The sequence below is a fragment of the Aliinostoc sp. HNIBRCY26 genome (assembly GCF_050235535.1).
Lineage (GTDB): Bacteria > Cyanobacteriota > Cyanobacteriia > Cyanobacteriales > Nostocaceae > Trichormus.
The window spans coordinates 2006819-2032010 of the sequence record NZ_CP189852.1; the positions used below are offsets into that span (position 1 = coordinate 2006819).

General features: G+C 40.6%; 25 protein-coding genes and 1 pseudogene. 17 read left to right on the forward strand and 9 right to left on the reverse strand.

Features of this window, described 5'->3' with window-relative positions; all coding sequences use genetic code 11:
• Positions 1 to 195 precede the first annotated feature (195 nt).
• The 4 genes and pseudogenes from ppc to ACQFX9_RS08540 form a co-directional block, all read left to right on the forward strand.
• Positions 196 to 3273, forward strand: a complete 3078-nt coding sequence (gene ppc / locus ACQFX9_RS08525) for a phosphoenolpyruvate carboxylase (protein WP_427161587.1) — start codon at positions 196 to 198, stop codon at positions 3271 to 3273.
• A gap of 197 nt (positions 3274 to 3470) precedes the next feature.
• Positions 3471 to 3776: a small RNA NsiR4-regulated ssr1528 family protein gene (locus ACQFX9_RS08530; protein ID WP_427161588.1), complete on the forward strand. Its 306-nt coding sequence runs from the start codon at positions 3471 to 3473 to the stop codon at positions 3774 to 3776.
• 62 nt (positions 3777 to 3838) lie between these two features.
• Positions 3839 to 4690 (forward strand): Rpn family recombination-promoting nuclease/putative transposase, encoded by an 852-nt coding sequence (locus ACQFX9_RS08535; RefSeq protein ID WP_427161589.1) that lies wholly within the window; start codon positions 3839 to 3841, stop codon positions 4688 to 4690.
• 158 nt (positions 4691 to 4848) lie between these two features.
• Positions 4849 to 5355, forward strand: a pseudogene (locus ACQFX9_RS08540) (Rpn family recombination-promoting nuclease/putative transposase); the annotation flags it as partial.
• Positions 5356 to 5481: 126 nt separating this feature from the next.
• Here ACQFX9_RS08540 and ACQFX9_RS08545 read toward each other — a convergent pair.
• Positions 5482 to 6891 (reverse strand): DUF3370 domain-containing protein, encoded by a 1410-nt coding sequence (locus tag ACQFX9_RS08545; RefSeq protein ID WP_427161590.1) that lies wholly within the window; start codon positions 6889 to 6891, stop codon positions 5482 to 5484.
• 220 nt (positions 6892 to 7111) lie between these two features.
• Here ACQFX9_RS08545 and ACQFX9_RS08550 point away from each other — a divergent pair, with 220 nt between their 5' ends.
• The 3 genes from ACQFX9_RS08550 (at position 7112) to ACQFX9_RS08560 (ending at position 8865) form a co-directional block, all read left to right on the forward strand.
• Positions 7112 to 7498, forward strand: coding sequence for a hypothetical protein (locus ACQFX9_RS08550; RefSeq protein WP_427161591.1), 387 nt, complete (start codon positions 7112 to 7114; stop codon positions 7496 to 7498).
• Positions 7498 to 7830, forward strand: a complete 333-nt coding sequence (locus tag ACQFX9_RS08555; RefSeq protein ID WP_103140408.1) for a hypothetical protein — start codon at positions 7498 to 7500, stop codon at positions 7828 to 7830. The genes ACQFX9_RS08550 and ACQFX9_RS08555 overlap by 1 nt, the downstream gene beginning before the upstream one ends.
• A gap of 297 nt (positions 7831 to 8127) precedes the next feature.
• On the forward strand, positions 8128 to 8865 hold the full coding sequence (locus ACQFX9_RS08560; RefSeq protein ID WP_427161592.1) for a hypothetical protein: 738 nt from the start codon (positions 8128 to 8130) through the stop codon (positions 8863 to 8865).
• A gap of 19 nt (positions 8866 to 8884) precedes the next feature.
• On the opposite strand, the gene ACQFX9_RS08565 is transcribed toward ACQFX9_RS08560, so the two are convergent.
• The 3 genes from ACQFX9_RS08565 to ACQFX9_RS08575 form a co-directional block, all read right to left on the reverse strand.
• Positions 8885 to 10120, reverse strand: a complete 1236-nt coding sequence (locus ACQFX9_RS08565; protein WP_427162839.1) for an NAD(P)/FAD-dependent oxidoreductase — start codon at positions 10118 to 10120, stop codon at positions 8885 to 8887.
• A gap of 98 nt (positions 10121 to 10218) precedes the next feature.
• A complete protein-coding gene (gene rd, locus ACQFX9_RS08570) occupies positions 10219 to 10383 on the reverse strand; it encodes a rubredoxin (RefSeq protein ID WP_427161593.1) in 165 nt (54 codons plus the stop codon).
• 69 nt (positions 10384 to 10452) lie between these two features.
• Entirely contained in the window at positions 10453 to 10647 is a 195-nt protein-coding gene (locus ACQFX9_RS08575) for a hypothetical protein (RefSeq protein WP_427161594.1), read from the reverse strand.
• 369 nt (positions 10648 to 11016) lie between these two features.
• Between ACQFX9_RS08575 and ACQFX9_RS08580 the strand changes: the two genes are divergently transcribed.
• Both ACQFX9_RS08580 and recR read left to right on the forward strand, forming a co-directional pair.
• Complete coding sequence (locus ACQFX9_RS08580) at positions 11017 to 11574, forward strand: SRPBCC family protein (protein ID WP_427161595.1); 558 nt, start codon at positions 11017 to 11019, stop codon at positions 11572 to 11574.
• 195 nt (positions 11575 to 11769) lie between these two features.
• Positions 11770 to 12327 carry a recombination mediator RecR gene (gene recR / locus ACQFX9_RS08585; protein ID WP_427161596.1) on the forward strand — a complete coding sequence of 186 codons (558 nt, stop codon included), beginning with the start codon at positions 11770 to 11772 and terminating at the stop codon, positions 12325 to 12327.
• 93 nt (positions 12328 to 12420) lie between these two features.
• Here recR and ACQFX9_RS08590 read toward each other — a convergent pair whose 3' ends face one another.
• Positions 12421 to 13260, reverse strand: a complete 840-nt coding sequence (locus tag ACQFX9_RS08590) for an SWIM zinc finger family protein (protein WP_427161597.1) — start codon at positions 13258 to 13260, stop codon at positions 12421 to 12423.
• 5 nt (positions 13261 to 13265) lie between these two features.
• The gene (locus ACQFX9_RS08595; RefSeq protein ID WP_427161598.1) at positions 13266 to 16439 is read right to left on the reverse strand and encodes a DEAD/DEAH box helicase; all 3174 of its coding nucleotides are present in this window, start codon (positions 16437 to 16439) and stop codon (positions 13266 to 13268) included.
• A gap of 249 nt (positions 16440 to 16688) precedes the next feature.
• On the opposite strand from ACQFX9_RS08595, the gene ACQFX9_RS08600 reads away from it, so the two are divergent.
• From ACQFX9_RS08600 to ACQFX9_RS08615, 4 genes are all read left to right on the forward strand, one after another.
• On the forward strand, positions 16689 to 17078 hold the full coding sequence (locus ACQFX9_RS08600; protein WP_427161599.1) for a hypothetical protein: 390 nt from the start codon (positions 16689 to 16691) through the stop codon (positions 17076 to 17078).
• Between the two features lie 358 nt (positions 17079 to 17436).
• A complete protein-coding gene (locus tag ACQFX9_RS08605) occupies positions 17437 to 19776 on the forward strand; it encodes a WD40 repeat domain-containing protein (RefSeq protein ID WP_427161600.1) in 2340 nt (779 codons plus the stop codon).
• 191 nt (positions 19777 to 19967) lie between these two features.
• Positions 19968 to 20186, forward strand: a complete 219-nt coding sequence (locus ACQFX9_RS08610; protein ID WP_427161601.1) for a DUF433 domain-containing protein — start codon at positions 19968 to 19970, stop codon at positions 20184 to 20186.
• 1 nt (position 20187) lies between these two features.
• A complete protein-coding gene (locus tag ACQFX9_RS08615; protein ID WP_427161602.1) occupies positions 20188 to 20514 on the forward strand; it encodes a DUF5615 family PIN-like protein in 327 nt (108 codons plus the stop codon).
• Between the two features lie 18 nt (positions 20515 to 20532).
• On the opposite strand, the gene ACQFX9_RS08620 is transcribed toward ACQFX9_RS08615, so the two are convergent.
• Positions 20533 to 21099 carry a Uma2 family endonuclease gene (locus ACQFX9_RS08620; protein ID WP_427161603.1) on the reverse strand — a complete coding sequence of 189 codons (567 nt, stop codon included), beginning with the start codon at positions 21097 to 21099 and terminating at the stop codon, positions 20533 to 20535.
• Positions 21100 to 21342: 243 nt separating this feature from the next.
• Positions 21343 to 21636, reverse strand: coding sequence for a helix-turn-helix domain-containing protein (locus tag ACQFX9_RS08625; protein ID WP_427161604.1), 294 nt, complete (start codon positions 21634 to 21636; stop codon positions 21343 to 21345).
• A 155-nt stretch (positions 21637 to 21791) separates the two neighbouring features.
• Here ACQFX9_RS08625 and ACQFX9_RS08630 point away from each other — a divergent pair, with 155 nt between their 5' ends.
• Positions 21792 to 21941 (forward strand): hypothetical protein, encoded by a 150-nt coding sequence (locus ACQFX9_RS08630; protein WP_427161605.1) that lies wholly within the window; start codon positions 21792 to 21794, stop codon positions 21939 to 21941.
• Between the two features lie 339 nt (positions 21942 to 22280).
• On the opposite strand, the gene fba is transcribed toward ACQFX9_RS08630, so the two are convergent.
• Positions 22281 to 23360, reverse strand: a complete 1080-nt coding sequence (fba, locus tag ACQFX9_RS08635; RefSeq protein WP_236141874.1) for a class II fructose-bisphosphate aldolase — start codon at positions 23358 to 23360, stop codon at positions 22281 to 22283.
• 238 nt (positions 23361 to 23598) lie between these two features.
• On the opposite strand from fba, the gene ACQFX9_RS08640 reads away from it, so the two are divergent.
• The 3 genes from ACQFX9_RS08640 (at position 23599) to ACQFX9_RS08650 (ending at position 25179) form a co-directional block, all read left to right on the forward strand.
• Positions 23599 to 23721: a hypothetical protein gene (locus tag ACQFX9_RS08640; protein ID WP_427161606.1), complete on the forward strand. Its 123-nt coding sequence runs from the start codon at positions 23599 to 23601 to the stop codon at positions 23719 to 23721.
• Between the two features lie 376 nt (positions 23722 to 24097).
• A complete protein-coding gene (locus ACQFX9_RS08645) occupies positions 24098 to 24592 on the forward strand; it encodes a DUF2231 domain-containing protein (protein WP_427161607.1) in 495 nt (164 codons plus the stop codon).
• Positions 24589 to 25179: a DUF2231 domain-containing protein gene (locus tag ACQFX9_RS08650; protein WP_427161608.1), complete on the forward strand. Its 591-nt coding sequence runs from the start codon at positions 24589 to 24591 to the stop codon at positions 25177 to 25179. Before ACQFX9_RS08645 ends, ACQFX9_RS08650 begins: the two co-directional genes overlap by 4 nt.
• Positions 25180 to 25192 lie beyond the last annotated feature (13 nt).

A 25192-nucleotide genomic window follows, 5' to 3' on the forward strand; every position in this document is an offset into this window, starting at 1 on the left:
ACAGCACTCAGCACTCATCACTCACTCACCACTCACTCACCACTCCAACATTAAAAAATATACTTACCAAACATTGCTCAACGCGATATCCACAAAATCATGATTCAAGATACCCAAAAATGCTTCCTAAATTAAGATTTTGGAATTTTGAATTTTGAATTACACGCAAGCGATCGGCTTCACAAGAGAAACAATATGAGTTCTGTTTTATACTCTTTATCTGAATCTGCCAATTTGTACCCTACCTCAGAATTATTTTTGCGTCACCGTCTGCAAATTGTAGAAGAATTGTGGGAGTCCGTACTCCGGCAAGAATGTGGGCAAAATATGGTGGATTTATTGCGTCAATTACGCGATTTGTGTTCACCAGAGGGACAAGCGACAAAAGACCAAGCTGTTTCTGCTGTCAAATTAATTGAACAGCTAAATATTAATGAAGCAATCCGCGCAGCACGGGGTTTTGCTTTGTATTTTCAGCTGATCAACATCATAGAGCAGGAATATGAACAACGGCAGCAGTTAACTCGCTATTCTGAAGCCGAACAAGAACTACCTCAACAGGAAAATTCTCAAAATATCAACTACTCCTCTAACCAAAGTGAAGATGATGTCATCTTCAACCGTGGCGGTAGCATGGACTGGCTAGCAAAAAATGGTTCTTCCAGAGAACAGAACAGACAAAGAGGTACTTTTGCCGCCCTGTTTCCTTTACTGCAAAAGTTGAATGTTCCTCCCCAACAAATTCAACGCCTCATTTCCCAACTAGATGTCCGTCTAGTCTTCACAGCCCACCCCACAGAAATTGTCCGCCACACTATCCGCGATAAACAACGCCAAGTAGTGAAACTATTACAACAGCTTGACTCAGTAGAAACACGTAATAACGATGGCGGTGGCTATCCTTGGGAAGCTGGAGAAATTCGGGAAAAACTCCTCGAAGAAATTCGCCTCTGGTGGCGGACTGATGAATTGCACCAGTTTAAACCGACGGTGTTAGATGAAGTAGATTATGCTCTGCACTACTTCCAAGAAGTTCTATTTGATGGAATTCCCCAACTATATAAACGCTTCAAGTACGCTTTGGGGAAAACATTTCCTTGGTTAGAACCACCCAGCACAGATTTTTGTTCCTTTGGTTCTTGGGTGGGTTCAGATAGGGATGGTAATCCCTCGGTGACACCGGAAGTTACCTGGCAAACAGCTTGTTATCAGCGCAAAATGGTGCTGGAGAGATATATCAAATCAGTCAAGCAATTGATTGAATTACTCAGCATCTCCATGCACTGGAGTGACGTTTTACCAGATTTGCTGGAATCTTTAGAGTTAGATCAATCCCAGTTAAGCGAAGTTTACGACGCATTGGCTTTAAGATATCGCCAAGAACCCTATCGCCTGAAACTATCTTATGTGTTGAAGCGGTTGGAAAATACCTGCGATCGCAATTTAGCTTTATACAAGGGCGAAACTCCCACCAATGAAGATAGCCCGATGTATCGTTCCGGGGCAGAGTTTTTGGCGGAACTGCGTTTAATTCAGCGGAACTTGACGGAAACGGGATTAAGTTGTCGGGAATTAGATAATCTCATCTGTCAAGTCGAAATTTTTGACTTTAATCTCACCCAATTAGACATCCGCCAAGAATCTTCCCGACACTCAGACGCGTTAAATGAGATTCTGGAATACCTGCAAATTCTGCCCCAATCTTACAACGACCTGACAGAAGAACAGCGCGTACAGTGGTTAACTAGTGAACTGCAAACCCGTCGCCCTTTGATTTCCGCCGAATTGCCATTTTCCGACAAAACTAATGATGTCATTAAAACCTTCCGCATAGTGCGATCGCTACAGCAGGAATTTGGGGTGAACATCTGCAAAACCTACATTATTAGTATGTGTCGCCAAGTCAGCGACGTACTAGAAGTTTTGCTGTTAGCCAAAGAAGCCAGATTATTTGACCCAGCGATCGCTGTGGGGACAATTCAAGTTGTACCATTATTTGAAACAGTGGAAGACTTGCAACGTTCCCGCAGTATTATGCGGCAATTATTTGAACTACCTTTGTATCGTGCTTTATTAGCAGGTGGTTACGCCGCCCTCAACGGTAGTCAAGAAGCCCTTCCCCCCTCTCCCCATCTTCCTCTCCCCACTGAAGCGTTTTCCCTCACTCCCGACCTACAGGAAGTGATGCTGGGGTATTCTGACAGTAACAAAGACTCAGGCTTTTTAAGTAGTAACTGGGAAATTCACAAAGCCCAAAAATCCCTCCAGAAAATCGCTGAAGAATACGGCGTAAACCTGCGGATTTTCCACGGGCGTGGCGGTTCTGTAGGTAGAGGCGGTGGCCCAGCCCACGAAGCAATTTTGGCACAACCAGGCCACAGCATTAACGGGCGCATCAAAATTACTGAACAAGGGGAAGTTTTAGCTTCCAAATACTCCTTGCTGGACTTAGCTTTATACAACCTAGAAACCATCACCACGGCGGTAATTCAAGCTAGCTTGCTGCGGACAGGGTTTGATGATATCGAACCTTGGAACGAAATTATGGAAGAATTAGCAGCACGCTCCAGACAGCATTATCGCGCTTTAATCTACGAACAACCAGATTTTATTGATTTTTTCCACCAAGTCACCCCCATCGAAGAAATCAGCCAACTCCAAATCAGTTCTCGTCCCGCCCGTCGCCCCTCTGGGAAAAAAGACTTAAGCAGTCTCCGCGCTATCCCCTGGGTATTTAGCTGGACACAAACCCGCTTTTTGCTACCTTCTTGGTATGGTGTCGGGACAGCCTTACAAGAGTTCTTGAGTGAAGAACCAGAAGAACACCTCAAATTACTCCGCTACTTTTACGTGAAATGGCCATTCTTCAAAATGGTAATTTCCAAAGCCGAAATGACTTTGGCAAAAGTAGATATGCAAATGGCGCGTCACTACGTCCAGGAATTATCTAGCCCAGAAGATAAAGCCAGATTTGAGACAGTATTTGAGCAAATCGCCAGTGAATTCTACCTCACTAGAGATTTAGTCCTGAAAATCACTGAACATGGTCGATTATTAGACGGTGATCCTGTACTGCAACGTTCCGTACAATTACGTAACGGTACAATCGTCCCCCTGGGATTTATCCAAGTTTCTCTCCTCAAACGCCTGCGCCAGTCGAAAAATATTGCTACCCCTGGTGTAATTCATTCACGTTACAGCAAAGGCGAATTACTCAGAGGCGCACTCTTAACTATCAACGGTATTGCGGCGGGAATGAGAAATACGGGTTGATGTATAGTCAATAGTCATTAGTCCATAGTCCATAGTCCATAGTCCATAGTCAAAAGCAATTACTGTTGACTGTTGACTGTTGACTGTTGACTATTGGCTATTGACTGTTGGCTATTGACTGTTGACTATTAACTCTCCCCAATTCCTAAGTCAGCATCACTGGTAATATGTACCTATAAATTTCAGGAAAAACTACCATGACTGCTGACACTACAGGAGTTAACGCTGCTACCAAAGGTGCTGATGCTATCGATGAAGCGATCGCTAAAGGCATCGATTTTGATGGTACACCTATTCCCACTGCCAAGCTAGAACTTTACACCAAAGTGATGGCACTAGAAGCCAATAGACAACGTAGCGGTGTATCTAATACTATGCGATCGCGTATTGTCCGCATTGGCGCAAAACACATCGCCCAACCAGAACTAGATCAATTACTCACAGATGCAGGTTTTGCCCCTTTAAAAGAAAAAGAAATCGCCTTTTTCTACGGCGGTAAGTAAGTTTATGCGTAGGCCTAGCCTACGCATCATAAATTTAAAGCATATTTTTATAGCAATTCTTCATGCGTCGAGATTCGATTTTTTACAAAATATTCCAACAATCGCCTAGTTTATTATTTGAATTATTGACAAATCCGCCAGAAAATGCGGAAAAATATAAATTTGACTCGGTAGCCGTTAAAGAACCTAAATTTGAAATTGATGGGGTATTTTTACCGCCAGAAAATGCAACTCCTGGGACTGTTTATTTTTGTGAAGTCCAATTCCAAAAAGACGAAAAGCTTTATGAAAGGGTATTTGCCGAATCTTCACTTTACTTCTACCGCAACCGTGACCGATTTAGTGATTGGCAAGCAGTAATTATTTATCCATCACGAAGTATTGAACAGAGTGATACTCGTCCCCATCGCACATTACTCAACGGCGACCAAGTACATCGCATATATTTAGATGAGTTGGGAGATATCCGTTCTTTACCTTTGTGGGTGGCGGTTATGGTGTTAACTACCATAGATCCAGAACAAGCCCCATCACAAGCAAGGTATTTATTAACTAGAACTCGTCAAGAAACTGCTGCACCAGTCAGCAATGCGATAATTGAAATAATTACCACGATCATCGCTTATCGGTTTGAGCAACTAAGTCGAAGGGAGGTGGAGTCAATGTTAGATATCACACTGAAACAAACACGAGTTTATCGAGACATCAAGGAAGAAGGACTAGAGGAAGGACGAGAAGCAATGGCTAACATGATTAGCCGACTGTTAACGAAGCGGTTGGGAGAAATTCCCCAAGATGTGCTTTCTGTGGTAGTGAGTTTGCAATTACCAATGCTGGAAGAGTTAGGGGAAACGTTACTGGATTTTAGTAGTGTCGCTGATTTGCAGGCTTGGTTGCAGGCCAGAATTAATTAAATTGAACCCAGACATCTCCTGCAATGATGATCATAGCCGTAGGCATCGCTTCTCATATTGTACTGAAAGTGATGCTTCCTTCAGGCTATGGCTACTCCTGCAACAATCAAACTAGGCTAACCCAGCATTATTGAGATATATTTCCAACCCCATCTTTCATGCGTCGAGATTCGATTTTTTACAAAATATTCCAACAATCGCCTAGTTTATTATTTGAATTATTGACAAATCCGCCAGAAAATGCGGAAAAATATAAATTTGACTCGGTAGCCGTCAAAGAACCCAAGTTTGAAATCGACGGTGTATTTTTACCACCAGAAAATGCAACTCCTGGGACTGTTTATTTTTGTGAGGTGCAATTCCAAAAAGACGAAAAGCTTTATGAAAGAGTATTTGCCGAATCTTCACTCTATTTTTACCGCAACCGTAACCGATTTAGCGATTGGCAAGCCGTAATTATCTATCCTTCCCGAAGTATTGAACAGAGTGATACTCGTCCCCATCGTACATTACTCAACGGCGACCAAGTACATCGCATATATTTAGATGAGTTGGGAGATATCCGTTCTTTACCTTTGTGGGTAGCAGTGATGGTATTAACTACCTTAGACCCAGAACAAGCCCCATCACAAGCAAGGTATTTATTAACTAGAACTCGTCAAGAAACTGTCATATTTTACCGAGAGCGATCGCGCCTATCTGACAAATTTATTTGTATGCAACGTCTCTGTAGTGCCGAATCAAGTGCATCTTGACCAAGAAACGTATCACTCATTCTCTGAGGATTTTACTTATAATGTTCTCACCGTTAACACATGGGGGGGTGTAGAATCAGGCGGATAAATCACATCTACCTGGACATTGCGTCTAGTGGCGGGTGGCATAACAAACTGTACCAATGGGTCTAAAACTTGACCTGTTCTGTGCCAGAGATGAACATAGCGCGTTTGTTGCTTCCCTTGGTCATCAAAATAACTTAGCTTGACTGTACCTCTAAAAAAGGGAAAATCTTGGGATGGTTTGCGAAAACGCACGCCACCTTGAGATAATTTATCTTCTTTTAAAGGTGTTTCTAAAGTAACTGTTACTTTTTGAGTTTGATTGGTATTGTTCTTTAAAGGCAAACTGAGATTATATTCCACGCCATAATTACCATGCGCTTCATAGGCTGTATCAGGATACCGTACCAGCAATTTGGCAGTTTGGTTTTGTCCAGTACCCAACCGACCACCCCGCAAAGTCACTAGGGGGTAAGAAATCCCTTTTCCTGGTTGCGGAATGGAAAGAGTAGTGGCTTGGGGGTTATCTACTAAGTTTGCTTGCCATTTTGAACCTTGAGAAACACCAGCCACCCGTCCATAAATTAACGCCCCACTAGTAGCGTCGGGAGGTGTAGGAGTTTTATCCCTCGGCCCGGCAAAGTTACCGTTATTGAGTAAAGCTTGCCATTCAGCAAGTGTTGGGGCGCGGTCGGAACCATCTGCGTTTTTCTTGGCAAACATGGCTAAACTCGCTGCATACACTTTGCCATTACTCCGTAAGCGCATAAAGCTAGACCGACCATTGATAGGCTTTTCTAGATTTCGCACCGGAATGGGATGATTCAACAACATCCGGCTTTGTCCTGGTGGAATGACTATCTTAGAAGGAAAGTCAGCTTGGCGCACACCCCGCAGCACATCAGCCACAGCCCTCGCCCCTGGCCCAGAGTATACTTTCCCATCATTGTTTTCGCGGTAAGGGGGTAGGGTGACAAAGGGTGCATCTTGCATTAAGTAGCTAGCTGCTTGTAGGGTATCAACCGTTACGGGTTGTTTGCCAGGGTTTTGAATAATAATGCCTATATATAAAGTTTGTAAATCTTTGGGGGTGTGAGTATAGTGGTGAGCAAAGACATCAAACCGCCCCTGAAAAGGGAAATTGAGGTGTGCGCCTGGGGTTTTTTTATTATTTGTGGGGACGGTAGAAAGTAAAATACCCTCAGTTTTAATCCATTCTGGGCTATTGCTATTAAATACAGGAATGTTATCTAATTTTCCCGGTAAAGGGCGCACTTCTCCAGGTTGGACGATAATTTGGGGTTCTGGTTTGGGTGAATTTTGAGCAACGGCTGAATTTATCGCCTTGGAACATCCAGAAATCGTAGTTAGACCTAGCCCTAATAGAATGATGAATAAAGGTGGTGCTAATTTAAGTGGCATAAGAAATTGAACCAAAGATAAACTATCCTAAATACAAGGGTATTTAAGCTCATTTCCGAAAGCGATCGCCATATATAATTTACTTACCAAACTTAACTATAGTCCTAAATCTATAAATGTCATTTATATCGTCGATGAATATACTTTAAATACTTCTAAAAGCTCTAGTTATACGTTAAATTTGAGATTGGTGAAAGATTTCAATTCTGGAATCAGTTGCATGGACACACTTATCGAATCGACTAAAGATTTTGAGCGAGATTTAGAGAAGTTTAATAATAAAGAAAAGTTTAAAATTGTTAAGAAATTAAATCGCTACGTTGAAATACTATCAAAAAACAAAACATTTTTAGATAAACAAGCTTTTAAATTGCAAGAAATTAAGCTCAGTGATGATTATGATTCTTCACTTTATGCCTTAATCATTGATAAAGATATCAGATTAATTGTGACTATTGATGATGATCCAATTTTTGACACTACAGTAGTTACATTATTCCGAGTTGTCAATACTGAAGAAGCTTCCAAAGCCTATAATTCTGTAGCCGAGTCTCTTTATCAGGACTTTAGCGTCAAACATCAAGAAATTGAGGTTAGTTCTAGCTAATGTCACGGATTAAACCCCTTCTAGATGAGCATGGTGTCATTCATGAAGCTATGGATATTTTACCAGATAATCTCAAAATAGATTTTCTGGAAGCTTTGGCTGAATTAGAAGATAATGAATGTCACCGAACTAGAACTTTTCCTAAAACTAGACTGCGTAAAGTTAAGGGAATTAAACAAGCAATTTACCGTGCTGATATTGATAAATTGTCAGGCTGGCGTATACATTTACAATATATTGATGGCAAAATTCATCTAAATGACATCATCGAAGGTCAGCGTCATGATGATGTCATTGAAGTAATTAAGTCTAGAAAATATAGATATGAATAGATGAGGTCTTACGTTTGTTTGTAGTAATGGCTTATACCAATTCTCCAAAATTAGGCAACAGATGCAAAGCTTGAAAAGCAGATGGTATATGACTTTCTAAATTGCGAATTGAGAATTGTGAATTGCGAATTGGTATTAAGCCCTTATTTTGAGGACTTCAGTCCTCAAAATAAGGGCTTAATACGAACTTAAAATAATATGCCAAATGAAATGTAACTTTTTGTATCAGTATTCAAAATTTCTGCTATGGTCGATTATCTTTGATTTGCTAAATTTGAGCAATTAAATTATATCAAGATGAATGATGAAGATAGGTTTGATGATCAGCTTTTAGAAAAAAGAATTGAGACTTTTTATGGGTATGGTAATTATCAAGGAAAGTATTGGTTTATTGGGATGGAAGAAGCGGGAGGGGATTTTAAAGACGTTAATCACAGAATAAATATATGGGTGAACAGAGGAAAAAAGGAAATAGATGATGTTGCAGAATATCATATAGATATGGGATGGCCAGAGGGTTTTCAAAAAGGTGCGCCAATACAACCAACATGGAAAGGATTGATTCGCACTGTCTTGAGTGCTGAAGGAAACGAGAATATAACCAGAGAAAATATTCGTGAATATCAAATATCTCAGTTAGGTAGGGAAAATAAAGCAACCTGTTTATTAGAATTATTTCCCTTGCCATCACCATCGCTTTATCATTGGATATATGGTCAATATTCCCATATAGCTTATTTAAAGGATAGACGCACTTATGAAGAATATTATCTTGATATGCGAATAAATCATATTGCTAACAGAATCAGAGAATATCAACCCCAAGGAGTGGTTTTTTACGGTAAGTTGTATGAATATTCCTGGAGGAAAATAACTCAACAAATAACAAATGTTGAGTTTACATCAACCCCAGAAGGTTTTTCACTGTGTAGAGATAGTCAAACTGTCTTTGTGATAGCTAAACATCCTGTGGCTTTTGGTGTAACTAATGAATATTTTAGTCAAATTGGCAAAGCGATCGCTGCCCAAGTTTGAACGGTAAAAGGTGACATCACTAAACATCACTAATACCCATAGCTGTCCCGGCTAAATAAGCTGTTGTCCAAGCACTTTGAAAGTTAAATCCCCCAGTTACGCCATCAATATCGAGAATTTCCCCAGCAAAATACAGCCCAGAAACTAACTTACTTTCCATAGTTTTGAAGTTAATTTCTGACAGATTTATACCGCCACAGGTGACAAATTCCTCTTTAAATACACCTTTACCATTAATAAAGTATTTGCCTTGCGTTAATTCTTGTACTAACAAGTTTAAAGTTTTATTGGGTAATTCTGCCCAACGGTCATTTGTGGTGATACCTACACGGTTAATTATGTATTGCCAGAGACGATGGGGTAAATCAACACCACGGTGCAACGCGATCGCTTTTTTTCCCCACTCGTTCTTGATAGCCAGGATTTTTTGCTTGACTTGTTCTTGTGTGAGTTCCGGCAACCAATTTACTATTAAAGTGGCTTGATATTGGTGTTCGTGTAGGAGTCTAGCACCCCAGGCGGAAAGCTTCAGCACAGCCGGGCCACTCACACCCCAATGTGTAATCAGTAAAGCCCCTGTCTGTTCCAGTGCTGGCTGTTCTTCCACATATAACCGCAAGCGTACAGGGTTAACACTAATCCCCGCCAAAGCTTGTAGTTTGGCTTCAGAAATATTAAATGTAAATAACGATGGGACTGGTGCAACGATGTGATGTCCCAACTCTTGAGCAATTTTATAACCAATGTGACTGCTACCGGTCGCTAATAACAGGCGATCGCATTTCATCACTTCCCCTGATCTCAACAGTACCTCAAACTCATCGCCAGCTTTTTTCACCCCCACTACAGCCGCACCAGTCCAAATTTCTACACCTTCAGCCTGAGCAGTATCCATTAAACAGTCAACAATAGTTTCAGAACTATCTGTAATAGGAAAAATTCTGCCATCAGCTTCCGTTTTAAGTTTGACTCCGTGGGCTGTAAACCAAGCTACGGTATCTTGGGCTTGAAAACGACTAAAAGCACCCCGTAACGCCTTACCGCCTCTGGGATAATTCTGTACTAGGGCTTGCGGTTCAAAACAAGCATGAGTCACATTACAGCGTCCTCCCCCAGAAATACGGACTTTAGCCAAGGGTTGACGACTGGCTTCTAATAAAGTGACTTGGGCTTGGGGGTTAGCTTCCGCACAGGCGATCGCCCCAAAAAACCCTGCGGCCCCGCCGCCAATAACTACAATTTTTGCAGGTAGCAATTTTTCCAACATTTCTAGATGATCATCTACATCTAGGCTAGTACAGAATCAACATCCCAATTCACAATTCCACATCTGAAATCCAAAATTGCTATAATTCATCCGTCCATTGATTCAAATAAATCTTTGGCTGCACCGCAAACCGGACATACCCAATCTTCTGGGATATCTGTAAAAGGTGTACCTGGAGGGATACCCCCATCGGGATCACCTACTTCGGGATCATATTCGTAGCCGCACACACTACATACATAAATACCCATAGTTTTCCCCTAGTTAAATACCTTCAAGTTAAGGGGAAAATCATCACAAGAAATCTATCTCGTTGTATATTAAAAACGCCACCAAGTTTTTTGAGCATAAGCAATCACACCTAGCACGATCGCACCCAGAAACAAGAGTAAAATTAATCCTCCAGGAATAAAGGTGATTAAACCAAAGCCCCGCAGTAACCAAACTGCTATGCCTATTCCCAAAAAAACGCCCACAGCCTGAGTTAATAAGCGGTTTAAAGTAGATTGACTCATGGTTTTTTCCTCCTAATTTCAAATTGGATTACATTGACAGGGTAGCAAGAATTTTCATCTCTTTTTTCAGAGAAATGGTAAAAAGGTTTTACGGGGCAAAAACTTTAGATGTAAACAGCATTGAAGCCAGAATTTTCTTTGGTATATTGGTTTCGATAGCTGGAGTGGTTTAAGTGTAAATTAGTGTTTGTAATTAAACCTACCGATTTTTACATATAATTTCCGCATAATTACTATATATAGCTAATTCCGGAAAACTATTATGGAACGCTGGAATTAAATAAGAATGAGGTTGTACTTCACCGTTGATCTGGTTTATAGTCACAACCTATGCAGCTGGTGGAGTTGAGGAGTAACGGAAACAAATTTATGTCTGTAACCCATATTTCAGAGCTAATGATGACAGGTTCAGGTATGACTTGGAATCAAGAACAGCAACGCCTGATGATGCAGGGGGAGATTTTAGTACAGACGCGATCGCATACTGTCTGCGGTGGTGCGGTTAGTGCTTGTATGTACTTACCAATAGCGCGATCGCAGGTATGGCAAAAAATTACTGACTACCCCCTTTGGGTACAATACTTTCCCGACATTACCAAAAGTGTAGTCATACAACAAGGCGAAGTTAAACGCCTGTACCAAAAAGCCCAAAAATCCTTTTTCTTTTTTACCGCGCAAGTAGAAATTTATCTCAAAGTTGTAGAAGTCACAGGACAGCAAGTAAATTTCCAAATGGAAAAAGGTACTTTTTTAGACTTTTCTGCCAATTTAGAGTTACAAGACTGTGGTAAAGGAACTTTACTCACATACAGTGTTCAAGCTACCCCTGATATCCCCATACCGTCAATTTTTATTCAACAAGCCATGAACTTGGAATTACCCGCAAATATGCGTAAAATGCGACAAGTGATTTGTCAAGATAATTGAATCTAGGGGCTTGTAGCATCCAGGAAAAATCGGTCAAACAATTTTAAATTTTGGATTTTAGAGTGATTTTCTGGATGAATCACCTCTAAAGTCCTTACTACTGACCTGTTCAAAATGTCATCATAGTTAAGGTAAAAACGTTTTGGAGATAAAACTACGGTTTACGCACGTCCTTTAGCAAAATTAATTGAACAGTTGCAACGCCTACCTGGAGTCGGCCCTAAATCTGCTCAAAGATTGGCTTTGCATATTTTGAAGCGTCCTGAAGCGGAAGTAGAGGCTTTAGCGCAAGCTTTGATTGATGCTAAAAAGCAAGTGGGTTTATGTTCTGTTTGTTTTCATCTCTCGGCTGAACCCGTTTGTGAAATTTGTCGTAATCCCAACCGTGATAATCAGACTATCTGTGTGGTGGCTGATTCCCGTGATGTGATTGCTTTGGAAAAAACCCGTGAATATAAGGGTAAATATCATGTATTGGGTGGGGTGATTTCTCCTATAGACGGTATTGGCCCTGAGCAGTTGAATGTGCAAGCTTTAATTAGACGGGTAAGTCAACAAAAACCCCAAGAAGTAATTATGGCAATTAGTCCTAGTGTCGAGGGAGAAACCACGACATTGTATTTAGGACAGTTACTTAAGCCGTTTACGAAGGTGACGCGTATTGCTTTTGGTTTGCCTGTGGGTGGTGATTTGGAATACGCTGATGAGGTGACTTTAGCTAGGGCTTTGGAAGGAAGAAGGGAGTTAGATTAGAGTTTTTTTAAACGCAGAGTGGCGCGGAGGTACGCGGAGTTTAACCTTGCTCTGTTCTTTTTACCTTTGCGTCTCTACTCCTCTGCATGATATTCAAATTAGATTCTGATTCTTAGTTTTAACTCGTTGATACAGTTCCTCCATTGTCTCTATAAAAGAATTATCTTTACGCCAAAAAGCGGGAAAGTCGCCTTCTTTTTTGACTAAAATTGCGGAAACACCGCTATCATTGGCGACTTCAATTGTAGATGGTAAGCGTTTTGCACCTAACCAAAATTCTCTCAAATTTGGCTTTTCACTCACACTTTGTTTTTTTAGTTGTGTGTAAAAAGATTCACTAGGTTCTATTGCTAATTCTTGTGCATCTAAGACTGTAGATAGTGCTTTACCTAGAGGGGAATCAGCTAGCTTTGTTTGTAGTTCTGTTTTGGTAAGTCCCCGCAACTCAAATAATAAGAATGGGTTGTTATCGAGTTGAGAAGCGACTAGGTAATAAACTCCGGCGATATGTTTACAAGGATTAGCATAATCGGGACAAGAGCATTTAGTTTTGAAGTCTTTACTACTATGGGGTAAGAGATGTAACCCCATTTGAGAGAAGGTTTCTTCAATATTTTCGGGGACTTCATTGAGTAATAATCGTGAAACTATACTGGCTTTAGAGGAAAGATTTTTGATGGCTTCATTCCAGCGACTTTTGGCAATGGGAGTGATTTCAATAACTATGTTATATGTGGGTTCTTTGTAAACCCCAAAGTAGGGATTAATTGAACCTCTGACTTTAGCAGTGATGATATTTTTATCAATTTCAAAACTTTTAACTTTACCACCACGGGCATAGGAACGTCCTCTTTGCAGGCGACCGTCATCGGTAAATTCTTCTAGTGCTTTGATAAAGCGATCGCCCCACCAGGTTCTGCTAAACTTATTCATAGTATTTACTCCATAATTGTGCTTTTATTTAGGGAGATTAGTTTCTTAAAGGCTTCATTATCTAGTTCAGTAAGCCAAGATTCATCACTCCCAACTACTGCTGAAGAAAGTTTTTTCTTATCTTCAATCATTTGGTCAATTCTTTCTTCTAAAGTTCCCAGTGCGACAAATTTATGTACAAACACATTCTTTTTCTGACCTATCCGAAAAGCGCGGTCTGTGGCTTGGTCTTCAACGGCTGGATTCCACCAACGGTCAAAATGAAAGACATGATTGGCTTTTGTTAAGGTAATACCCACACCACCTGCTTTTAAGGAAAGAACAAAGACAGATGCTTCTGTGTCGGGGTTTTGAAAATCATTAATCATTTGTTCTCGACGTTGGCGACTGGTACCGCCGTGTAGATAGTAAGTATTGCAATGTAAGTTGTGTTTAAGATATTTTTCGATTTGTTCGCAGACTTCGGTAAATTGACTAAATATTAAGAGACTTTCCCCTTCTGAAATGGCTTCATCTACCATTTCGACTAGGCGGGAAAGTTTGTGCGATCGCTCCGGTAAAAATTCGCTATTATCTTGAAGGAATTGTCTAGGATGATTGCAAATCTGTTTCAATTTCATCAGGGTGGAAAGGATTAACCCTTTGCGTTTTATTCCCTCAGCTTCCTGTAATTTCTCTTCCACATCACGCACTACCACTTCATATAATGAAGCCTGTTCTTTGGTCAGGTTAGTGTAGAGTTTCTGTTCAACTTTATCTGGTAAATCTTTAATAATCGATTTGTCTGTTTTCACCCGGCGTAAAATTAACGGTTCTACTAATTTCTTTAAAGTAGTTGATTTAATTTTGTCATTGTCTTTTTGAATAGGAATCTCGAAGGATTTGCGAAACTGTGCTTCCTTACCCAAGTAACCAGGGTTAAGAAAATTAAAAATTGACCACAAATCAAGTAAGCGGTTCTCTACTGGTGTTCCGGTTAATGCTAGTCGGTGTTTGGCGGAGAGTTTGAGAATAGCTTTGGTTTGTGCGGCTTTGGGATTTTTAATATTTTGCGCTTCATCTAAAACTAGACGTTGCCATGTCACACTACCCAGGAGTTTTTCATCTTTACGCGCTAAAGTAAAGGAACTAATCACCACATCAAGCTGTTGACAGGCGGCTTTAAACTCGGCAGGGTCTTGCAGGCGATCGCCACCGTGATGCACCATAGTTTTTAAATGGGGTGCAAACTTGGCAATTTCTCTTTCCCAGTTACCCACAACGGAAGTCGGTGCAATTAATAATGTCGGTAATGGGGAATTTTGGCTATCTTTCTCCTGTACTAATCTGGCAATGACTTGTACAGACTTACCCAGTCCCATATCGTCGGCTAAACAGCCATTTAATCCTAATTTCTCTAAATATTGCAACCAAGCTACACCCCGCTTTTGATATTCTCGCAGGTTGCCTTGCAAATTTAAGTCGTCAGAAATCGGCTCTAATCTACTTTTATCTTGCAACTTCGTCATAATTTCCGATAAAGCCGCATCATATTCAATTTCCCATTCGTCCCCCGCTTCCGCACTGCGTTGCATGAATTCTAACAAACTCATTTGCGGCTGTTCATCACCGTGAGACTGCCAAAATTCCAGTAACTGCTGCATTTTATCTCGGTCTAATTCCATCCACTGACCGCGAAAATGCACTAGCGGTGCTTTAGCTTGAATTAATTGTTCCCATTCTTGGGATGTGACAGTTTGCTCACCAATTGCCAACGCATACTCATACTGTACTAGGGAGTCTAAACCAAAATAGCTTTTACTTTCTCCCTTACTTGCAGCTAGCTTGCGGCCACTGGAAGCTTTGAGCCGAATTTTCGCACGCCGCCTACCCGCCGGAGTATACCAAGCCGGGACAATAACTTTAAATCCTGAATCTTCCAACACCCAAGCACTATCTTTGAGAAAATCAAACGCCTCATCTAAAGTTAGGCGCATTCCCGTAGGAGATTCTGTTTCCAAACCTTGCCACAGTTTAGGATACATCCGCGCTGCATAGCCTAAATTTAGCAGCAAATTTGTATCAAAATCCTTACCAAATTCTTGATGTACACCAACTTTAGTTTTTGGAGTCATCGTCCAGTAATCTGCTAATGGCAACTTTAAGGAAGGATCTTTTTTACTGGATACTAAAAATTGCATCTGCCAATTGTCGATTTGGTCAGATGGGGGAGAATGTAACTGAAAGCATAAATGAAACGGTGAGTTGGCTTGAGTGCGGATAATTCTCTTTTTCCACGCCAGCCATTGCTGATATTCTTGCAAAGCAGTATCAGTTTTGAGTGGATTATGCTTTTGGGGATAAAAACAGTAATAAATTAAAGAATCTGCAATTTGCTTGTCAAAGGTTGCGGTAGATAGTGTTTGAGTAACTAAATTATTGAGGAGATATTCCGAGAATTGACGTAAGAGAGTTTCTCGCTCAAAAAACTCTATTTTATCGTTTTGGGTGTTATTACCTGCCACACAAATTAGTGGCATATATTCAATATATTTTTGGATAGTGGCTTCATATTGTTCTGAGATGATTTCCCACCCAGCATATATTTCAAATTCTTGCTGTAGTGGTTGCTTAGTTTTTTTCTTGGTTGTCTTTGTTGCTATAGGTTTATATTTAAGAGATGGAATATATTGGTCTTTAATAATAATTTGTCTAAACTCTTGTGTATAATGATACCAAAATAATAAATCTGAGCCTAGTTGAAATTCATTAGCATTGTACAGAGCTAAAAAATGAATATCTTTAAGTAACCTGATAATATTAATTGCTGTGACAAACTTGACGGAACTGACAGTTTCATAGCAAGTTACCTGCCAATATTGAAATTCTTCATACTCTTCAGGAGTTTCAACTTCTAGATACTTGATTAATTCTGGTGAAGGTAACGGCTGATTATTCGCAGTAGGTAAAGCAAAATATTGCGAAGATATGCGTTGTTTTAATTGTGTCTCTGAATCTTTAATTCCTAAAATTTGAGTTAAAAAATTAATTAATTCCTCTGAGGATAGATGTCCTGGGTGAACTTGTGGCTGGAAACGCTTTCTTTTATTAATAGGAGTTTCTACCCAGAGATAAAATGAACCAGACTGCACAAAATCCGATGCTGTGTTTGGTATCCACGAGCCATGAAGGACTTTCATTTAAACCTCCGTTGTAGTCGCACCCATAGTTTCATAACTCTACCAAAAACCGTATTCTCTAGTGCAGAAGCTAGAAACTTTTTTACATCCTGGCTAGTCTCTAGGTTAACAGTGGTGAGTGCTGTTAGCGGTAGGGCGGCGTTTAGCCGGTGCTGAGTTCTGAGTGGAAATTACAGTCTATTTTTCATATTTGATTGTGAGATGGTTTTGTGAGTCGCTGATTTTTATTAATTAGGTAGAGAGAAAAGCATGAACAGAGTAATTATCGTTAAATCAATCATCGCATCAATCGGATGTTTAGCTTTATTTGCTCCTCGTCCGGTGGCGGCGCAAATTATCCCTCAACCTTGGGTTTCAGTGGGTGCGAAAGATGGGGATGTCACTTATGCTGTGGGAGCTAGAGCATTAAACTTGGGTGTAGAGGTAGGTACAGGCGAAGATGGTGCTACAGGGGTAGATGTGCTGAAATTCTTGAGTTTACCTGTGGTTTCGCCTTACGTGGGGGTGGGATATTACTCTGAAGATAAAGGTGTAGCCTTGTCTGGTGGTGTACAGGTGAAGGCTAGCGATCGCCTCTTCGTTGGTGCTGGTTATAATTCTGTACGGGGAGTTAACGGACAGTTAGGAATTCGATTTTAGTTAACTCTCAAATGTGACTTTGTGCTTGACAAAATTACGTTTGTAGTTTGCTATAAGTCTTAATCTAAATTTAATCTAAATCATTCCTAAGCTAATTTTTTAGCTTTTACTCAAGAAAGGAGAAGGATAAAAAGCAAATGCTCTATCTTTCTCTTTTTTTATGCTGATTTTTTTGCTATTAACTTTTGTGGCAAAAGGACTCCTGTAAGTAGTAGGATAGGCCATATCTAGGGATAACTTTAGATAGATGGCAAAAATACCGTAAGTGACATAGATAGTATCAGTTCAGTCTCTTGACTAACTAATACTGAAGTTAAAGGTAAATTATGAAATTTATTGATGTAATAGGAATCTCCTTATGGAGCAAGGATTAAGGCTACTCATTCAATTAGTGATAGAGTTTGCGCCTGTAGCGATCGCACTCATACAAAAGAGAACAAAAGAAAGTTTAGATATTAGTAAATATCCAATTCCCCAAGCAATTCAAGCATTCATTGAAATTGCTGATACTGCCAAGCCTAAAAAAAATGGCAATCCAGCTTTTGAACAAGAGAAGCTGTTACAACAGCAATTATCTGCTTATCAGCGCGAAACCCAATTAGAAGTAGCAAAACAAGAAAGAGATACGGCTCTAAAATTACCAGAAGTCAATAAAATTTTGGATGGCTGGCCTTTAAGACTCTATCCTTCACAAATTTTAGAGTCTCATATTGATGCTGAATGTCCACCACTAAAAATTTTCTTAGCACCTCCCCAAGTCAAATTTGATGAATTTGAACGGAAAACGGAGGAAAATTTGGCATTAGAAACCATGTTGGCGGAGGGAATTAGGAAATTTGTCAATAAGTATTATTCACTCCATAATCCCATTCGACCCACAGAATTTTTAGCCGGTGCTTGGGATAGTAAACGTTTTCATAGTGAATCTAGCATTAAAGCTCTCTTTGGACTGTTAAAAACAGAACCAATTTTAATTTTAGAATCAGAAAATGACGGAGATTATTTAAATTTTCGGATTGCTTACTGGGGTTTAGGTCAAAGTAACTACTACTATAAAACTATTTCGCGTATACCCTATAGAGAGATTATTCAACAATCTGCTAAAAATCGCGCTTGGGAATGGAAAAAAATCCGCGATGATTTATTAGCTTTAGGTGAAGATATTGAGGATATTAACAAGTTAGGTAAAGATAATGTAGTTAATCTAGCCATTTTAGAAAAAGTAGAAAAATGGCAAACTCAAGGCATTGATATTAGTAAGTTAGATTTAAAATATCAGGTAAATCAGCAAGACTTTGAGCAACTTTGCCAAGTATTAATCACTTGTCATAGTTTAGTAGCTGCATGGATAGCAGATATTTATCATTTGGTGCATCATGATGTACCACCTTTACTACCAGAGTTATTATCTAGCTTATTAAAAGAGAGCTTTGATTTAGAATCAGTGCAAGCTATTGTCACTAGCTATCAGCAAATTTACGAAGCTTTAGAAAAAGAAAGACTCTATTGGATACCGGAATTAGCTTTACAATTAGCCCAAAGTTTAGCACATTTACCCGATCGCACTTGGTCACAGGAACAGTTAAACTACTCCATCCACACTTGGTTAGACTTACATCAAGTATCAGTGCAAGAATTCGCTCATCCCCTAGAGGCAATGCTATCAGCCATCAAAATTCAGGATGAGGAATATGTCCACAAGTTAAAGGAATACTTTCTCATTGTCAATGATAGACGGAGTTTTCTAGAGGTGGAAAAACTGTTAGCCGCGATCGCCCACCTGAAAACTAAACTAGCTTTAGAAGCCCCCAGTTTAGGTTATACCCTCAAAGGTCATGCAGGTAAAGTGACATCTGTAGCAATTAGTCCTGGTGGTGAGGTGTTAGTCAGTGGCTGTACAGACCAAAATATCAACGTTTGGGATATTCATGATGGTCACTTTATCAAAACTATCGCCGGAAATTTAGGAGAAGTTTCATCAGTTGCGATGAGTCCCAATGGTGATTTTTTAGCCGTGGGGAGTTGTGAACACCCTAGAAGTAACGTCAAAGTTTGGGATTTCAAGACAGGTAAACTCGTACATACACTGCTAGGACATCAAAAACCTGTAAATGTCGTAGTTATCAGCCCAGATGGGGAGATTTTAGCAAGCGGTAGTAACAAAATCAAACTATGGAACTTACAAAAAGGCGATCGCATTTGCACCCTTTGGCATTCCTCAGCCGTTCATGCGATCGCCATTAGTCCTGATGGTACAATCCTCGCTAGCGGGAGTGCTGACACCAAAATCCGACTATGGAACCCCCGCACAGGTGATCCCTTACGTACCCTAATCGGTCATGCTGGAGATGTAAAAGCGATCGCCATGAGTCTTGATGGACAGTTACTATTTAGTGGTAGTGCTGACACCACTATTAAAATTTGGCATTTAATTACAGGTAAACTACTCTACACCTTAACGGAACACACCGAAGAAATCACATCTTTAGCCGTAAGTCCTGATGGACAAACTCTCTTTAGTAGTAGTGCAGATACAACTATTAAAATTTGGCGCATTTCTACTTGTGAAGCTGTACAAACTCTCACAGGACACTCAGAAAAAATTAATTCTATCGCTTTAAGTCCCGATGGTAAGATTCTCGCCAGTGGAAGTTCTGATCAAACCATCAAAATTTGGCAGATTGATCAAATACAGTGAGATAAAGTCGCTTTGACAAAGAAAAATTTGCTATTACAACCACCTATACCAATTTTGGATGCCAAAATTTGGAATTAAAAGCCTAGATTCATAACCTATTCCAGAATCTCGAATTTGGTATTAACTACTTTCTTGATCTAAGCTAAATTTTTAATCAATGATTCAGTCCGTCAACCGGAGGTTAAAGAACTATGCTTAAATACTCATTAATCATTAGCACATCGCCAGAAATCATGGGTGGAACACCTGTCTTTACTGATACTAGAGTTCCTGTACAAACACTTTTAGACTATCTCAAAGCAGGAGAATCGATTGACGATTTTTTAGATGGATTTCCAACTGTAACTAGAGAGCAAGTTATTGCATTTTTAGAAGAGACAGGGAAACAAATTCTTGACGCAGTAGCATAGTATGAAGTTGCTTGTTGATGAGTGTATTGATCGCAAATTTACCAAAGAATTTGTTGGTTATGAAGTGAAAACAGTTCCCCAAATGGGATGGGCAGGAGTTAAAAATGGCCAACTTCTGACCCTTGCACAAGCTGAGTTTGACGTTTTTATCACTGTTGATCGCAACCTGTCTTTTCAACAGAATCTATTACAGTTCGATAATGCCGTAATTGTTCTGCAAGCAAAATCCAATCGTTTAGCTGATCTCAAGCCTTTAGTCCCAGATATTTTAGATGTTTTACCTACGGTAGTTAAAGGACAAGCTACGGTAGTCAATGAACGAAAATAGATTGGTGCAATAGTAAGTTCAATCCAATAACCAAGCAAATAACTCCTTAACTGTCAGTTGCAGTTCACTTGCAAACGATGGCACAGGAAGTAATACGTCTGCTTCATCAAATACCTCAGTTTCTTGCTTGGGACGATAAACAAACACCGTTTTATCTTCTGGGTCAATCAACCAACCCATTTGAGTTTCATACTTTAAACAATACAGAATATTTTTAGTTACTTTTGTTTGGCTTTGATCAGGAGACAAGATTTCAATTGTCCAATCTGGAGACATACAAAATGTGTTAGCAACTTCCCCATTTCCATCACGCGGAATCCTGCTCCACACAAAAACTGCAATGTCAGGTACGATGGAACGTTCCCCAAATGAACAGCGTAATTCAGGAAATGCGCGAGCAATGCGCTGAGGTTTAACTACAAAATTAATGGCAGGTACAAGTTCTGCTTGAATTAAACTATGTTTTCCTTGTGGCATAGGTTTTTGAATGATTTGACCATCAATATACTCACTAGCAGGTTTTGTTTCTGGTAAGCGCAGAAACTCTTCTAATGTGAGCGTTTTGGATGATGGTACTTGTACCATTTGCGGGTTGCCTCCAAGAGTACCAGACCAGTTATCATCTCTAGTTTACCAATCGATTGAATTGGTTTAATTGCGATCGTCCAAGGCTTAAGCTTCGCTTATCGCCTATAGTCGTGCGAGCTTATTACCTATTATAGAAGGGATGCGATCACACTGTAATTTTTGGGAATACTTCAGTCTAGTTAATTACTATCAAGATACAGCAAATAAAGCGAATGGTTTGTTGATTTACTTTTGATGAGCCTATTCTTCCACCAATTCCATCAATTCTTCAATTGTTACTTCAAAAGTACAAGCTATTTTATAGACTGCGCTTAAGTCAACAGTATTTAATACATCACGCTGAACGTAACTTTTGACTGTGTTGTAGTTGACTCCAGAACGTTCAGCAACTTCTTTTAGCGTCCAACCTTTCTGTTGAGCAAGTTCTCGAATTTGCAGCCTAACATAACCCATTTTATGGTTGACAAGGGTGCATATGCGCCCGATAATATCTGTGTACATCAAAAGCGATCGCTCGTCTTGCCTGGAAAACATACGGAGCGATGTCTTACGACAAGCCACTTCGTGTCTACGCCATTCTTAACGCATCCCACAAAGTGGGAAAGTATTCAACTATGATATCAACCTCAAAGCCAAAATCAAATAGTCAACCTTGGTGTATTATTCGCCAACTACCAGATATGTAACGAATGGTAATAGCAAGGTTTCACCGTCGTCATGATGCAGATGCTTATATGCAAATTCTTCAGCGACTTCTACCTACGGCCATTCATGTGATTGTGTTTGACTCCAACGTTGTCGAAATCTCACGAGAAGTCGAACAGCCTCTGATTAGATAAATAAATATAAACCAATACTGTTCAGGTAAGAAAAATAAATTTCAACCAAGCCAGCAAATGTTCACTCAACAAAAAACGAAAAAATGATTTTGGAGGGGGTTTGGGGGACGCAACCGTCCCCCAATCGGGGGCTTGGGGGAGAATCCCCCAAATCTTGCTCATTGTCTAATAGGCAGAGCCAAAATTGAGAAATTAACTCTCACCACCTTAACTGAACCGTATTGAAATATAAACCGCGACAAAAAACCGAGTAACTTTGATGTCACTCGGTTGACTTAAATATCAATATCAAAAATTTTGCAGGAGCAAAGTATTGCCCCTATTGATCTTTGACTAAAATTAAACTTTAGCAGCAGCCTTGGTGACAGCGTTCAGTTCGCCTTTAGCATACTTAGCAGCAAAATCTTCGAGACTAACTTGCTTAATCTTGCTAGCGTTACCAGCAGTGCCGAATTGTACATAACGTTCAGCACAAACCTTCTGCATATATTTGATAGAAGGCTTGAGGAAGTGACGGGGGTCAAATTCCTTGGGTGCTTTTGCTAAAGCTTCGCGGACAGCTGCGGTGATAGCCAAACGGTTGTCGGTGTCGATGTTCACTTTACGTACACCGCTCTTGATACCTTTTTGGATTTCTTCTACAGGTACACCGTAGGTTTCAGGAATCGCACCGCCGAATTCGTTAATCAAAGCGATTAAATCTTCGGGAACGGAGGAAGAACCGTGCATTACCAAGTGGGTGTTAGGTAGACGACGGTGAATTTCTTCAATGCGGCTGATAGCCAAAATTTCGCCAGTGGGTTTGCGGGTAAACTTGTAAGCACCGTGGCTTGTACCGATAGCTACAGCCAAAGCGTCTACTTGGGTTGCTTCTACGAAGCTAACAGCTTCATCGGGGTCAGTTAACAGTTGGGAGTGGTCGAGTGTACCCTCGAAACCGTGACCATCTTCAGCTTCACCTGCGCCGGTTTCCAAAGAACCCAAGCAACCAAGTTCACCTTCTACGCTTACGCCCAAAGCATGAGCTACATTGACAACTTCACGGGTAACATTAACGTTGTACTCGAAGCTGGCAGGAGTTTTAGCGTCAGCTTCCAAAGAACCATCCATCATTACGCTAGTGAAGTTGTTCTTGATAGCTGAGTAACAAGTGGAAGGAGCATTGCCATGATCTTGGTGCATGACAATGGGGATGTGAGGATAGGTTTCTACCGCAGCCAAAATCAAGTGGCGCAGGAAGTTTTCACCTGCATAGTTACGCGCGCCACGGGAAGCTTGTAAAATGACGGGGCTATCTGTCTCTTCAGCCGCCTTCATAATTGCCTGAATTTGCTCCAGGTTGTTAACGTTAAAAGCTGGGATGCCGTAACCGTTCTCAGCCGCGTGATCCAACAACAGCCGCATTGGTACCAGCGCCATAGGTAATCCTCCTAATAATGATTTTTAGCTAGTCGGTGTCAGACAAGCGTAATCTTTACGCTAATCTTAAGAGTTTTTTCAACTTATAGGAAATTATAACTAGTGTGGGGTGTTTATGTTGAAAAAGTTTACGCTGTTACTCATCAAGATGCCTCACACTTGACCAGGATGACTGTAAAGTCTGTTACGTCTGGGTGAAAGGCTTTGGTAGTCTGTTACTCTAGAGTTTTGCCCAATATTGCCGATCGCCATTGCTCAATCAAGTATTGTGAACAGTGTGCTGGCGATCGCCCCTAATCAAGCTGGATTATTTTACTACTTGAGTCACTCTCATCTCCATCCGCAGAAAGATGAGTTTTAGCTGCTTTGCCCTGTAATTATTAATTGCAGGCAGTAATTACTGATTTGTATTTTTTCGGTTTTAAACCAATCATTAAGCCAAAATCTGAATAATTTATGCAAATTTTGGACTATTTATAGGAAAAAGCTAGGTTCAAAACCTCGCCCCTAGTGGGCGAAAGAATCCTTGTTTCCCAAGGTAGGTAGAAACCCCAACGCCACTTGACGGCAGTTGCTTTAAGTCGGGAAACCCGCCCAACGCACTGCCTCCTTTATGCCGGGGAACCCGTCCACCGCAGTGGCTCCCCCTTGTGGGTGGCTGTCTTTAATTTTGAATTTTGAATTTTGAATTTTGAATTTTGAATTGATTCATAGCCTATTGATATTAGGAGAGCTGAATGCTAGCTCTGATGTTAAATAGTAAGGGTTTACCTTATCCCGACCCCATTCACCCCATTATCGTCCACTTTGTCATTGCAATGGTGTTTTTCTCTTTTTTTTGCGATGTGGTGGGTTATTTCAGCCGTGATGTGCGGTTTTTGGAGGTCAGTTTTTGGAATATGTTTGTAGGGGCGATCGCAATTTTTCTCGCCATCATCTTTGGACAGTTGGAAGCTGGTTTAGCGCAAGTTTACCCAGCAGCCCAACCCACACTGAATTTTCATACTGTGATGGGTTGGTCACTAGGGGCATTTGTGGCGGGAATGACAGCTTGGCGATTTGTGATCCGTAACCGACACCCGCAAAAACTTCCTCCCGCTTATCTTGGTGTCGCCACAGTTTTAGTTTGTCTAGTGTTTTTGCAAGTATACCTGGGGAGCAAACTATTTTGGGTCTACGGACTGCACGTTCAGCCTGTTGTGGAAACAATGCAGCCGGGAATATCACCATGAACTCACAACTAATTGAGCAATTGAGATTGAGGTTGGGTGCAAATGGATTACCCTATGAAATTCCTATGCACCCAAAACTAGTGCATCTGACACTGGGCTTATTTATCATTGCCATCTTATTTGACATCGCAGGGGCTATTTTCCCAATAGAAAGACCCATATTCAAATTCTTAGGTCTAACAGCTATTCGTTCTAGCTTCTTTGATGTCGGCTGGTACAACCTGCTAGGGGCGGCTGTAGTCACCTTTTTCACCGTGGGATTCGGTTTTTTCGAGTTACTACTAGCCAACCCACCAGTGAATCAAAAAAGTGATTGGGGGTTAAACGCCTCTTGGACAATGCTTTTACATGGCTTGGGTGGTGTGGTGTTGTTGGGGGCTATTGTCGCTATGACAGTCTGGAGAGGTTGGCAACGCTATTACTCTAAGCAAGTGCAGTGGTCTTACTTGTTAGTAGGTATGGCCATGCTGGGTCTTTTGTATGTCCACGGCACTTTGGGAGGGCAATTAGGTGGGGAGTTTGGCATTCATGTAACTGCTGCCAAGTTAATTCAAGAGGGCGTAAATCCGAACTTACTACCTAAATAAAGGAAAATCTAGA

Coding starts and splice junctions, on each gene's coding strand:
- ppc (WP_427161587.1), top strand. CDS start 196: ATGAGTTCTGTTTTATACTCTTTATCTGAATCTGCCAATTTGTACCCT.
- ACQFX9_RS08530 (WP_427161588.1), top strand. CDS start 3,471: ATGACTGCTGACACTACAGGAGTTAACGCTGCTACCAAAGGTGCTGAT.
- ACQFX9_RS08535 (WP_427161589.1), top strand. CDS start 3,839: ATGCGTCGAGATTCGATTTTTTACAAAATATTCCAACAATCGCCTAGT.
- ACQFX9_RS08545 (WP_427161590.1), bottom strand. CDS start 6,891: ATGCCACTTAAATTAGCACCACCTTTATTCATCATTCTATTAGGGCTA.
- ACQFX9_RS08550 (WP_427161591.1), top strand. CDS start 7,112: ATGGACACACTTATCGAATCGACTAAAGATTTTGAGCGAGATTTAGAG.
- ACQFX9_RS08555 (WP_103140408.1), top strand. CDS start 7,498: ATGTCACGGATTAAACCCCTTCTAGATGAGCATGGTGTCATTCATGAA.
- ACQFX9_RS08560 (WP_427161592.1), top strand. CDS start 8,128: ATGAATGATGAAGATAGGTTTGATGATCAGCTTTTAGAAAAAAGAATT.
- rd (WP_427161593.1), bottom strand. CDS start 10,383: ATGGGTATTTATGTATGTAGTGTGTGCGGCTACGAATATGATCCCGAA.
- ACQFX9_RS08575 (WP_427161594.1), bottom strand. CDS start 10,647: ATGAGTCAATCTACTTTAAACCGCTTATTAACTCAGGCTGTGGGCGTT.
- ACQFX9_RS08580 (WP_427161595.1), top strand. CDS start 11,017: ATGTCTGTAACCCATATTTCAGAGCTAATGATGACAGGTTCAGGTATG.
- ACQFX9_RS08590 (WP_427161597.1), bottom strand. CDS start 13,260: ATGAATAAGTTTAGCAGAACCTGGTGGGGCGATCGCTTTATCAAAGCA.
- ACQFX9_RS08595 (WP_427161598.1), bottom strand. CDS start 16,439: ATGAAAGTCCTTCATGGCTCGTGGATACCAAACACAGCATCGGATTTT.
- ACQFX9_RS08600 (WP_427161599.1), top strand. CDS start 16,689: ATGAACAGAGTAATTATCGTTAAATCAATCATCGCATCAATCGGATGT.
- ACQFX9_RS08605 (WP_427161600.1), top strand. CDS start 17,437: ATGGAGCAAGGATTAAGGCTACTCATTCAATTAGTGATAGAGTTTGCG.
- ACQFX9_RS08610 (WP_427161601.1), top strand. CDS start 19,968: ATGCTTAAATACTCATTAATCATTAGCACATCGCCAGAAATCATGGGT.
- ACQFX9_RS08615 (WP_427161602.1), top strand. CDS start 20,188: ATGAAGTTGCTTGTTGATGAGTGTATTGATCGCAAATTTACCAAAGAA.
- ACQFX9_RS08620 (WP_427161603.1), bottom strand. CDS start 21,099: ATGGTACAAGTACCATCATCCAAAACGCTCACATTAGAAGAGTTTCTG.
- ACQFX9_RS08625 (WP_427161604.1), bottom strand. CDS start 21,636: ATGTTTTCCAGGCAAGACGAGCGATCGCTTTTGATGTACACAGATATT.
- ACQFX9_RS08630 (WP_427161605.1), top strand. CDS start 21,792: ATGGTAATAGCAAGGTTTCACCGTCGTCATGATGCAGATGCTTATATG.
- fba (WP_236141874.1), bottom strand. CDS start 23,360: ATGGCGCTGGTACCAATGCGGCTGTTGTTGGATCACGCGGCTGAGAAC.
- ACQFX9_RS08645 (WP_427161607.1), top strand. CDS start 24,098: ATGCTAGCTCTGATGTTAAATAGTAAGGGTTTACCTTATCCCGACCCC.
- ACQFX9_RS08650 (WP_427161608.1), top strand. CDS start 24,589: ATGAACTCACAACTAATTGAGCAATTGAGATTGAGGTTGGGTGCAAAT.